Here is a 13,255-nt window from a genome sequence, read left to right as displayed (position 1 = left end):
TGCATATTTTAGACAACAATAATCCATATTAAGCAAGGTGAATTCCCCCCAATGACAGGCTCCCTATTCGACAATATAATAATAATAGAACGGATAAAAACGAAGGGGGATGAACAAATGAAAACTAAAAAGTATCCAAAAATTGCATTAAGCCTAGGTCTTCTTTTAGGTACTGTTGCACCAATAAGCTATGAATCTATTGTTGGACATGCAGAAACACAATCGAACGCAATGAATATTCTAGCTGGTCTGTCAAAAGAACAGCGTGAGGCATTACAAAAATTAGAAACGAATCGAACGTTAAGGGGTCTTCATTTATCAAGAGAAATGGATTTGACGAGTAAAGAAGAAGTGACTGTCATTGTTGAATTTGATCAGCTTCCTGCAATGACGGAACAAATTCAAAAGTCGCTTAAGGGCGAAAATATCTCTCTCGAAAAAGCAAAGAAAAAGGTAGAGGAATCTCACAAAACCTTTAAGAAAGATTTACAAGCTAAACTAGGGAAAAAGACGAAATCTGCCAAAGAAAGTTATAAGATCAAGTATACATACAAAAATGCTTTAAACGGAGTAGCTATCACCCTGCCAGCCAACGAAATTGAGAAACTACTAGAATCAAAGGTTGTTAAGGCCGTTTACAGTGAATTAGAAGTACAACTTACTCCTCCACCGAAAAAGAAAGGAGAAGAAGGGTCTACCACAAAAGTCGACAGTATTCCTTTCTTGAAAATTGATCAACTGCATAAAGAAGGGTTTACAGGAGAAGGGGTTAAAGTGGGAGTCATTGATACAGGAATCGATTATAACCATCCAGATTTAAAAGATGCCTATAAAGGTGGATATGATTTCGTAGACAATGATAATGATCCAATGGAAACAACTTATAAAGAATGGAAAGAATCAGGTTACCCTGAAATGAATGCAGGGAGTAGCTACTACACTGAACATGGTACACATGTATCGGGAACCATCGTAGGTCAAGCAGAGAATGACTCTGATTATAAAGTAACTGGTGTGGCACCTGATGCAGAATTGAATGTCTATCGTGTATTGGGGCCATATGGAAGTGGAGCGAATAGTTCAGTGATAGCAGGAGTTGACCGCGCTGTTGCAGATGGAATGGATGTTATTAATCTCTCTCTAGGAGCTTCCACCAACAACCCACTTGATGCCTCAAGCTTAGCAATAGATAACGCTGTATTAAGCGGAGTTACGGCCGTTGTGGCTGCTGGAAACACTGGGGAACTTGGAAATAGTACTCTGGGGTCACCTGGAGCAGCCGCACTTGCTTTGACGGTTGGTGCCAGTTCTGCTTCTTCCTATGTTACAACCTATGAAAGTATGTTTGCAATTGAGGGACAAGAACTCAGTGGAAACTTGCAGTTAATGACACAAAAATGGACGGATGACTTTAGTAATCTAAAAGGCAAAACATTTGAAATGGTTGAAGTAGGAGAGGGAGGGCCAGCGGATTACAAGGATAAAGAGGTGAATGGAAAGATCGCTTTTGTTGTCCGTGGATCCCACGCTCTCATTGATAAAATGAACTATGCGAAACAGAACGGTGCCGCTGGGATCATTATTTATAATAATAACGCAGAAGAAGGACATATTCCTCACTACTTAGGAGAAAGCAATGACAATATCCCAACTTTTTCATTATCGAACAGAGATGGCTTGGCTGTTAAAGACCTTTTTCAGACAGAAACTCCTACCCTTACTCTCGGAGACGCAGGGGAAGCCGAAATTAGTGGGGATGAGCTTGCTTATTTCAGTTCAAAAGGACCTTCAGGAACATTGTATGATATTAAGCCAGAGGTGACAGCACCTGGGGTCAGCATTCTATCAACGGTACCATCCTATATACAAAACAAAGATGATTCATCGGATTATTCTCATGCCTACCAACGATTATCGGGAACGTCCATGGCTTCGCCGCAAGTCGCTGGAATTGCCGCATTGTTACTTCAAGCACAGCCGGACTATACACCGAGTGAGATTAAATCAGTGTTAATGAATACAGCTGATCCATTGAAAAACCAATATAGCGTATTTGAAGTAGGGGCCGGCAGGGTTGATCCTATGCAAGCGCTCCATTCTGACACGGTCATTTCCATTCTTGATGAGACGCCATATATCGAAGAGGGAAAGGAAACGATCATTCCCGAACAAACCGGTGGGTTAAGCTATGGCTTCATCCCGATGGATAATGAAAATATACTTAAAACAACAAATCTTTCAATCACCAATTCTAGTAAAGAAAACAAAAAGTACACTGTTTCGGTAGAGTATAATGTCGGAGCATCGGCATCGGGATCTTTAGATGCAAAGAAAAATGGTGTAAAACTAAATGTTCCTAAGTCTATTAAAGTGAAAAAGAACAAAGAAGAACGTTTCAATGCTTTCCTTACAATCCCAAAAACAGCCAAGAAAGGCACTTATGAAGGATATATTCGATTTGAAAATAAAAAGGATCCAGAGGATAGCTATCGTATTCCATTTGGAGCGAAAGTTGTAGAAGAAGGAATAGGGTACTTTAAAGTCTATACACCAAGTATTTCGACAAATCGTGTGACAAATCCTTACAGTAGAAAAGCGACAGATCTCGATTTTAAATTAAATTCTCCAATGGAAAGACTTGATTGGGTATTGGTGGATCCGGAGACAAAAGAAGAGTTAGGGTGGATTTTAGGGGTTGACGCGACTGGAGCAGCCATCGATTACGATTATTATCTCGATGATGGTTTCGCAGGCTATTATTATCCATTTACAGGAAATGATAAAAAGCCGATAAGCTATACAAAAGAGAAGGCGTCAATCGGAATCTATGAAGTTAAAATGATCGGAACAACGAAAGATGGGAAACAATACGCAAAATCGTCAACCATTAGCTTAGACAATAATGCACCATCCATTGAATTTGATGAGACAAATGCTATTCCGACAGGTGACTCTCCATTTGTTGAGTTGCCAGAAGGTCAAGATAAGGTAACAATATCCGGAACCTTATTGGATAGTGAAATTAATGAAACAAATGAGGCAAACATATCACTGACTCAAGCTGACAACAAAGTGTGGTACGGTCAACAAGGTCCATCCCTTAGTATTGATGTCGACAAAAATGGCAAGTTTTCAAAAGAACTAAATGTTTCTTCATCATCCATTTTGCAAATGCAATACCTTGGAGCCGATTTTGCCGGAAACACAGCCGTTCCGAAGGTTGTCTATTATGTTAAAGAGGGCTCTCAGTTTGTGTATGCGAAACCAGATAAAGAATCGTATCAAATGGGAGACAAGATCACTTATACGTTCTATGCGCATAATTTAGAAAAAGCTCATGATTTTTCGATGACGTTCAACTATCAAAACAAGTTTTTTGATTCGATTGATTTCCAATTGGCAGAAGGATTACCGGAGGGATCAGAATTAAAGGAAACGACTACTACACCAGGCACAACACGATCTTTAATTGATATAAAAATACCTGGTGATGGGGTTTCGGGAGATGTTGCTTTGTTTAAGGTGGTTGCGGATACGAATGGAAATGAGTTTAGAAATCCGTATGGATCATTGTTCGGCGCAGGTGCTATGAAAGTCAATAATGGAGAAGCTTGGATCCAAACGAGAATCGGACTTCACCCTATTTATCCTTCATTCTCAAAAGTCAGCGCAGGATATTTAGGTGCAGAAGGACTAGCTGCAGAAGATGGTCGCTTTGACCCAAGCATCGATTACACATCAGTAGGGGCAACGGTCCAGCTAAAAGATTCTAAAGGGACGGTTTATCCTGCTGCGATTGGAAAAGACGGAGTAACTGACATGGGCAAACTCCCAGTATCAGAACATATATATACCGTGATTATTGATGTACCTGGACACTATACGACGTATACACCACTAGAAGTGGGACGAACTGAGAATGGTATCGATATAGGCGAGCATATTGGATATACGACGGCTATATCAAAACCAGGGGATATTAACAAGGATAATACAATTGATATCCACGATGCGATTTTACTTCAAGAGCATTGGGATACAGAATATCGAAATACGGATATTAACTTCGATGGTACTACAGATAAAGAGGACTTTAAACATCTGGAAAAATATTATTTAACAGAAAATGATTTTGTTCTTGATACGCCTGATCCACAATCAGAAGCAAACGGCAAGACCATCGACACGATTAAAAAGGAGCTGGGAATTAATCCTTAAGGTCTTCTTTTTCCCAATCTACTTAACAACAACTTAGGATAATACATCAAAGAAAGGTAGACCACTACGGGTTACCTTTCTTTAGAGTTTTAAGAATCAAATATTATTTTGCTATTGAATCATGTAGATAAAAAACACTGTATTTTTATATCAGTAATGTGGAGGGCTTTTTCATCATTGAAAGTTAACTTATAAAATCTGTGCAAAGACTTGTCATCTTTGACCTAATGGAAAAAGGAGGAGATAACGATAATGAAAAGAAAAAATAAAAAAAAGATCCTAACCAGTATAGCTTTGAGTCTCAGTATTTTATGGGGGGGAGTAGTCCCTTGTACATTTCAGTCTGTACATGCTCAGGAAAACCATTCATCAGAAAGTATAATATCCAAACTTACCCCTGAGCAACGTTCAGCGCTGATGAAGATGCAGGTAAGTGGAGGCTCAGGTATCCATTTAAACCCAGATGTAAATTTGGAAAGTGATGAAAAAATTTCTATTATCGTTGAGTTCGAACAGAAACCTAAAAAAGTAGCTCAACTAGAAGCTACATTAAAAGGTAAAAGCTTAAAAGATAAAAAAGCAAAGAGTTTAATAGACGCTGACCATGCCACATTTCAGCAAGACTTGAAAAAGGTATTTAAAGATGTTAAACAAAAGGCAGCTCCTTATAAAATAAAATATACGTATAAACATGCGTTTAATGGTGTTTCTATGACGTTGCCTGCAAACAAAGTAGAAAGCCTGTTAACATCCGATGCAGTAAAGGCCGTGTGGAGCAATGATAAGGTTCAGATAGCCCCCCCTATACTTGAAAAGGAAAAAATAAAATCTTCTTCAACTAAAATGACGAGCAGTAACTCATACCTAGGGGTTGATAAGCTACACGAGGAAGGGTTTACAGGTAAAGGAGTTAAGATTGGGGTTCTAGATACAGGAATTGACTACAACCATCCAGACCTGGAAGATGCTTATAAGGGTGGTTATGATTTTGTGGATAATGATTCAGACCCGATGGAGACTACCTATCAAAATTGGAAGAAGTCGGGTAAACCGGAAGTCAACTGGCAAACAGGGTCTTATTACTATACAGAACACGGGACGCATGTCTCGGGGATCATTGCGGGACAGGGAAAGAGCGACAGTGAATACTCGACCACTGGGGTGGCACCTGATTCTGATCTTTATGTGTACAGAGTTCTAGGACCTTACGGAACAGGAACAATGGAAGCTATCCTGGCAGGAGTTGATAAAGCTGTATCTGATCAGATGGACGTTATCAACCTATCATTAGGAGCAAACATTAACGATCCGCTGTATCCATCAAGCATAGCCCTTAACAATGCCGTGCTAAGTGGTGTAACAACCATTGTAGCTGCAGGGAATTCTGGGAACGACATGTATACCTTAGGTTCTCCAGGTAGTTCTGCATTGGCTTTAACAGTCGGAGCAAGCGATGTGCCGGTCGAACTTAACACGTTTAAAGGAATCGTACAGGCTGGAGAAGAAGAGTTACCTGCTAATGTGCGTTTAATGGCAAAAGCCTATTCAGATAACATTCAAGCCTTACAAGGTAAGACTTTTTCAATTGTCGATGCGGATATTGGAAGATTAGGAGATTATTCAGGGAAGGACGTTGCCGGGAAACTTGTTCTTGTTGCCCGAGGTGAAATCACTCTACAAGATAAGATGAAATACGCAAAGCAAAAAGGAGCAGCAGGTGTCCTGATCTATAACAATAATGCTGAAGAGGGGCAAATTCCGGTCTACCTTGGAGAAGGAACAGACTTTATCCCGACTTTTTCACTATCGAACGAAGAAGGGGTAGCGATACAAGACAAATTGCAAGCAGGAAATGCTTCTTTCACCTTTGCAGAGATTGGAAAGACAATCACAGAGGGAGATTCTTTAGCGGACTTTAGTTCCCGTGGACCTTCCCGCACTAACTACGATATCAAACCTGAGGTTATAGCACCTGGTGTTTCCATTATGTCTACCATACCGTCTTATATAAACAGTAAAGAAAATGAAAACGACTATCAATTTGCTTATCAAAGATTATCTGGGACATCAATGGCATCTCCGTTTGTTGCTGGTGTTGCTGCTGTCCTCTTACAATCTGACTCGGATTTAAAGCCTGAAGACATCAAATCCATCATTATGAACACGGCAGATCCGTTGAAAAAAACGTATAGTGTTTTTGAGGTAGGATCTGGACGGGTAGATCCTTATGAAGCCGTTCATTCTAATATGGAAATTGAGGTTTTAGACGAAACCCCTACTATTGAAAATGGTAAGGAAGTAACCATCAAAGAAAAAACGGGGGCACTCAGCTTTGGTATGATTGTTCGTAATGGAAACATCATTGAGAGCCGCAATGTTTATATTGAAAATAAGGGCGAACAGGCCAAAACATTTGATGTAAACGTAACGTATCTCACCGGAGTCAGAGATTCGAAGGATGCAGAGAAGAATGGTGTGACAGTGAAAGTGGAGGGAAACGTAAAAGTTAAAGCTGGCAAGTCTGTAAAAAACAACGTTTTCCTTACCATTCCAAAAACCGCTGAATTTGGAACATATGAGGGATACATCACATATACCAATGAAAAAAATACCGAGGAAGTATATCAAGTTCCATTTGCCGTTCGTTTGATGGACGAGGGGATTCAAGAGGTGTTTTTGAACAGCCCATCAATGACTAATAATCCGAGCGATGGTAATTTCTTTTTTTCTCCCTATTTATCTTTTGGTTTCCAACTAAAATCACCCATGAAAACAATTGATCTCATACTAGCTGATGGGAAAACAGGTGAGGACATCGGTTATGCCGGATGGATAGATACATCGGGATTGTATGAGAATATTCCTTATGGTTGGGTTAATTATGATGGATATTATCGTCCATTTACGAACAATGAAAACCAACCCATTTCTGATAAGGCAGTCGCAGCCGAGCAAGGGCATTACAAGTTGAAATTGATCGGGACAAGCGATTCAGGAAAAAAATTTACGATAGAAAAAGATTTTTTCATAGACAACAAGAAACCTGAATTAAAAACAAACCTAGATGGACAAACGATTATTGAACATCCTATAGACCAGACATCGTATCCGCTTTCGGCAACACTTTTCGATCATGAAGTCAGTGAGATGCAATCTGTCGGTCTTGATATTGACCAAACCAAAAACAGATTGTTTTTGAACTATTCAGGGGCTTCCGCATTTCCCGATAGCATAAAGCAGGCTGATAACGATGGACAGATTCAGACTAGTATTCCGTTGGACAAGAACCGAAAGATTATCCCTGTTCGTATAAACGGAATTGACTCCGCAACGAACAGGGGAGAACAGAGAAGTGTAATTTTCATAAAAGAAGGTACTCCTTATGTATCGGGTACCTCAGACAAAAAAGCAGTCAAACCGGGTGAGACAGTAAAGTATACATTAAACGTTCAAAATGCGAAGGATCTGAAGGAAGTACGTTTCACAATGACTCACGACCCTTCCCAGGTGGAAATTGTTGAGGTTAAGGCACGTCCGGAAATTTCAGCATATGGGGATGCAGAACTAGATTATGAATTAAAACAAGGAAACCCGTATATGAATGGAATCGCCCAACTGACGATAGATGGGACACGAGAAGTAACAGGTAATATCCCAATGATTGATGTCTATGTAAAAGTTAAAGAAGAAAAATGGTTTACCCAAGCAGGATTTCAAGGTTTACTGACAGTTCTGACAGATACAAAAGGTGAATGGAAATTTGCTGAAAGCTTCATAAACTATTCAAAAGTATATCCAACCACCTCCATCGTATCGGGGAACGTGATTTCTGAAGGGTTACTCAATGAGGATTCTACTTGGGATTCAAAATTGGACTATTCAACCGTAGGGACGACAGTGAAATTAACCGATCCACAACAAGTCACCGTGGAACAGAACTTAAGTAAATTCAGTAGTTATAGATTTGAAAACGTATCATTGTTTGAAAAGGCCCATACGGTTAAAGTTGACGTTCCGGGACACTTTACGTATTACGATACAGCCGATGCAGCAGATAGAGAAGGCGATATATTATTTGGGAAACTCTTGATGGTAAGAGACGCTTATGTCGTAGCCGGAGATGTGAACAAGGATAACGTCATCGATATAATGGACGCACTTACCATTCAGGAAAAGTGGGAAACTAACAACAGAGCAGCAGACATTAATTTTGACGGGGTAGTCAACCATAAGGATATAAAATTTGTGAAACAAAATTATCTAAAGCAGAATTCAACATTAGAATATATTGATCCGGGTGCTTCTCCTCTTCCAAAAGAAAAATACAATGGAAAGACCTTGGAGGCTATCCTTAAGGAACTTGGTGTTGAATAATAAATTGAAACGATTCAGAAATTAGTGTTCAACAAAAATCATCCCATCCTGACGTGCCAGGACTCTATACAACATATAACCTCTATATGTGAGATGTAATGAAAATTGTTACGATATACAAGTATTATTTAACTGGAAATAATCTTCATGAAGCAAATGGAAAAAAATGTGGCGATTAAAAAGGTTTGACACTTAAATCTTAATAGCATCTTTTCAATAGCTTCTTTAGAAATAATCGTAACGAAAGATCAGTCCTAATGGGACTAACTTCAGCTTGTAGACAAAGTCTAAGATTTAGACCAAGTCTACAAGCTTTTTTTGTATAATGAATGGAATCACGTGAGGGAATTCAAATGTTATTAAAACACGTTGAGGATGGAAGAAATCAAATTGAAGTGGTTGCGTTAGACCAACTGGTTCCAGAGGATCATCTGGTTAGGAAGATGGAACAAGCGATTGACTTTGAATTTATTTATGACTTGGTAAAAGATAAATATTGTTTAGATAATGGTCGACCGAGTATAGATTCGGTCGTTCTTATTAAAATGGTTTTCATACAATATCTTTTCGGCATACGTTTCCATACGTCAAACCATAAAGGAAATCGAAACCAACGTGGCTTATCGATGGGAGGAGAGCGGTAAACATCAACAGTTAAATACGTATGAAAAAAGATGTATCAGTATTATTTTGATCAGGGCAATCAAGAGAAAGCCCTTCAATATGCTGGTAGATTAATTAAACTTGGTTAAGGCTGTGTTTAATTAAGGGATTGCAATTGAAAACGGACATAAGCTAAAAAACCGGTTTGGAGTTCCATTGTAGGAGCAACTATTATGATTTGGAGCCGTCCTCAATCCACCTGCAGTTCCAAGAGGAAATACGGCAGGCTTTAGATTACAATCAAATTCCTTATCGGATCAACCATCGATATAAGACGGCTTTCAACGGAGTGTCAATGGAGATGCCCGCCAACGAAATCTTGCGTTTGGCAAATTCCTCTGTCATACAAAAAATTTACCCAAATGAAGAAATTCAGATAGATCCGCCCATCTTTCCGAGTGGCCATTTTTAGAACTGACGGAAATTGGCTGCAATCAACCAATCAGGATTCATGGTACTTTCATTATGGTAAAAGGAATTGAAATTGGGTAAGTATGAGAGGTCTAAAGTAGTGTTTTTTTAGTTGTGAATTTGACCTTAAAAATTGGAATGATCGGCTTGATTTCCACTGCAGCGGGATTTCCTTGTTTGGAAGGCCAATGATTCAGGGATTATGTAATGGGTATATAGACTTATTTTATGGTGCGGCACTGTCATCTAAAACCCCAACTTAATCAGGAGTACCTCTTGATATAATAGACGTAGACGCTTATATACGGCTATTTCATTCATGGAGGTCTAAAGTAATGCATATTGGGACGTTCATAAAATATTGTCGACTCTTCAGGGGGCTGACCCAAAAGGAAGTCAGTAACGGGATTTGCACGCCTGCCCACATGAGCAGGATGGAAAGTGGAGAGAACTTCATTACGAAAGAAATGATCCTTAAAGTCGGCATAAAATTAAACATGGATATCGAACGGATGCACCGTTCTTTTAAAAAATGGCAGATGGATCTTGAATTATGGCATGATTTCATGTGCAAAGATGTTACAGGAGAAATTGAATCACTAAAAGAAACCATTGAGAATAATCAGTTGTTACAGATCGAGACCATCAACGGAACGTACAAGCTCTTAAAAGCGAGATATTATATCAAGAAAGGGAATCTATGGGAGGCAACCTCGTATTTGAATCAATTTATGAATATACGAAATTCCTTTTATATGTCTAGTTACGATTACCAATTGTATTATCATATTAAAGGGATGCTGGAGCTTTCAAAAGGACATTCCATGAAGGCAATCGAATTGTTGGAAAGTATTGATGAAACCAAGTATACGAATAAAGAATTCTATCTGCACCTGGCATACGCGTATCATGAATGCAGCGAGACGAAAAAGTCTATTCAATGTATTGAAACGGCAATGAATTATTTTAAAGTGACATATAATTTTTCCGGAATGATGGATGGATCTATTTTTCTGTTAAAAGCAGAAGGAAGAAAAGGAAGCAGGAGCCTGACAGTGCTGGAAGAAAAATATGAGAAGTTGATACACCGCTGTCACCATCTTCATGATGATAGGAGAAATGCGATCCTTCATATAAATCTGGGGAATGAATATTTGATTGATCAAGACTATAAGCGTGCAATAGATACTTATTCAATCGCCTGCCAATTATTAAAAGAGAGACCTGACTCTATCGATTATCTTGTCAGTATAATAGGATTGGTCAGAAGTTCGATCCTTTTGAATGAAAATGGAGATAAAACGCGTAATCTTGACCTGCTGACCAAAGGAATCAAATTTGCAGAAACAATAAGAGATACGTATAGATATACTCTGTTGAATATGTTGAAGAAGCGTTTAAAAGATGGGGAATATGCCTATATGCAATACATTGAAAAGATTCTTATACCTCTTCTTATTAGAGAAGGAAGGTATTCAGAATGTCACAAATATATGAATGAGGTATCCTTATATAAGAAAAATAATAGCTGTCTGATTCAGCATCCCGATATGGCAGTGTATTAAAGGGGAGAGGTTGATTATGAATAATCCGGATCGTTTAATGAATACATTTAATGAAATGACTTTCAGTGATTTGAAATTGCCGATCATATGCATTTATTGGAGTCCAGAAGATTATAAAGGGATGTATGTAGCAAGGGTTTTTGACGTCGAAAAACCGACACATTGCATACTGATGAGACCGACATTGGAAGCAGTCAGGAGTGAAATTCCAGAGAAGTTTTCAAGGCTTTCGAATTCCGCCCAAGAGGAATTGAGAATTGTCGAAACCTGGATTTGATTAAGGGCGGGGCATCCTTCCTTTTGGATTTTATTAGCGTATTTCTTTTAGAAATGCGCTTTTCTTTATGACTTCATTAAAAACCATTGCTTACTTCCCCATATATTGATAGAATCTCGAACTGTGATACTGAAATCGAACAAGAGGGGTAGAGACATGATAACTGCTGCTAATGGATATAGAATTGAAAAAGATTTCCTTGGACAAAAGGAAGTTCCTGAACATGTATATTATGGAATACAAACGTTGCGGGCTGTGGAAAACTTCCCGATAACTGGTTATAAAATTCATAAAGAGATGATTGATGCGTTAGCGGTAGTAAAAAAAGCGGCTGCTCTTGCCAATATGGAAACCACACGCCTTTATGAGGGGATCGGCCAAGCCATCGTACAGGCTACAGATGAGATACTTGAAGGGAAGCTTCATGAATATTTCATCGTGGATCCCATTCAGGGAGGGGCGGGGACTTCGATCAACATGAATGCAAACGAAGTCATTGCCAATCGTGCCCTTGAACTGCTTTCCCACCATAAAGGAGAATATGGAAAAGTCAGCCCGAACAGTCACGTCAATATGGCGCAGTCTACTAATGACGTATTCCCGACAGTCATCCATATTTCGACTCTGAAATTATTGGATAAGCTCGTGATTACGATGGAAGATATGCTGAATGTTTTTAAAAAGAAAGCTCAGGAGTTTGATTCTGTCATCAAAATGGGCCGCACCCATCTCCAGGATGCTGTGCCTGTCAGGCTTGGTCAGGAATTCGAAGCATACAGCCGGGTGGTTGAACGGGATATCAAGCGGATTGGAAGAACTCGTGAGCACTTGTATGAAGTGAATATGGGGGCGACAGCCGTAGGAACAGGATTGAATGCCGACCCTCTTTATATCAGGAGTGTGGTGAAGCATTTGGCTGAGATCAGCGGACTGCCTTTGACGGGAGCCGAGCACCTTGTTGATGCCACTCAAAATACAGATGCCTATACTGAGGTTTCATCAGCACTGAAGGTGTGTATGACGAATATGTCCAAAATCGCAAATGATTTGCGCTTGATGGCTTCCGGACCGCGAGCCGGCTTGGGTGAGATTTCTCTCCCATCAAGACAGCCTGGTTCATCCATTATGCCTGGAAAAGTAAACCCGGTCATGCCGGAACTCATTAATCAAGTAGCCTTTCAGGTCATGGGAAATGATCAAACCATTTCCTTGGCATCTGAAGCCGGCCAGCTTGAACTGAACGTGATGGAACCCGTGCTGGTGTTTAATCTCCTTCAATCCATCAGCATTATGAACAATGCGTTCAAAAGCTTCACCGACAACTGCCTTAGCGGGATCGAAGCAAATGAAACACGTATGAAGGAATATGTGGAAAACAGCGTGGGCATCATTACAGCAGTCAACCCGCACTTGGGATATGAAGTGGTATCGAGAATTGCCAGGGAAGCAATTCTCAAAGGGAAGTCAGTAAGAGAACTCTGTCTGGAGTACGACGTGCTGACAGAGGAAGATCTTGACTTGATTTTAAACCCGTATGAAATGACCAATCCGGGAATAGCAGGAAGAGTGCTTTTCGATCGTGAATGAGTCGAACCTGTTTGGTTGTTCATTTCCTATCAAAAACATACTAAGATTAGTGGGTAAAGTCATCGACGGATGTCTTTACCCACTATTTTTCTTTTTAGAGTTATAGTGAGAAGTGAAAGAAAGCTCGACCAAAGCCTCAAGGATTTCGAATCCGTATCAA

The 13,255-nt window shown here is 39.6% G+C and carries 6 protein-coding genes and 1 pseudogene; all 7 read left to right on the top strand.

The genetic code is table 11. The annotated features are described in order from the left end of the window. The first annotated feature begins 117 nt into the window (after positions 1-117). The 7 genes and pseudogenes from HP456_RS11815 (at position 118) to aspA (ending at position 13,095) form a co-directional block, all read left to right on the top strand. Positions 118-4,218: a S8 family serine peptidase gene (locus HP456_RS11815; RefSeq protein ID WP_172251288.1), complete on the top strand. Its 4,101-nt coding sequence runs from the start codon at positions 118-120 to the stop codon at positions 4,216-4,218. Positions 4,219-4,470: 252 nt separating this feature from the next. Then, entirely contained in the window at positions 4,471-8,592 is a 4,122-nt protein-coding gene (locus HP456_RS11810; RefSeq protein ID WP_172251286.1) for a S8 family serine peptidase, read from the top strand. 353 nt (positions 8,593-8,945) lie between these two features. Continuing rightward, positions 8,946-9,222: pseudogene (locus HP456_RS11805) on the top strand (transposase); the annotation flags it as partial. A gap of 178 nt (positions 9,223-9,400) precedes the next feature. Next, positions 9,401-9,667: a protease inhibitor I9 family protein gene (locus HP456_RS11800; RefSeq protein ID WP_172251284.1), complete on the top strand. Its 267-nt coding sequence runs from the start codon at positions 9,401-9,403 to the stop codon at positions 9,665-9,667. A 334-nt stretch (positions 9,668-10,001) separates the two neighbouring features. Then, a complete protein-coding gene (locus HP456_RS11795) occupies positions 10,002-11,231 on the top strand; it encodes a helix-turn-helix domain-containing protein (protein ID WP_172251282.1) in 1,230 nt (409 codons plus the stop codon). Between the two features lie 16 nt (positions 11,232-11,247). Next, positions 11,248-11,508 carry a hypothetical protein gene (locus HP456_RS11790; protein ID WP_172251280.1) on the top strand — a complete coding sequence of 87 codons (261 nt, stop codon included), beginning with the start codon at positions 11,248-11,250 and terminating at the stop codon, positions 11,506-11,508. Positions 11,509-11,664: 156 nt separating this feature from the next. Continuing rightward, a complete protein-coding gene (gene aspA / locus HP456_RS11785; protein WP_172251278.1) occupies positions 11,665-13,095 on the top strand; it encodes an aspartate ammonia-lyase in 1,431 nt (476 codons plus the stop codon). Positions 13,096-13,255 lie beyond the last annotated feature (160 nt).

This window comes from Bacillus haikouensis (assembly GCF_013179555.1).
GTDB classification, from domain to species: Bacteria; Bacillota; Bacilli; order Bacillales; family Bacillaceae_B; genus Rossellomorea; species Rossellomorea haikouensis_A.
The sequence above is the reverse complement of the archived record's forward strand: the minus strand, read 5'-3'. Positions and strand labels throughout refer to the sequence as shown.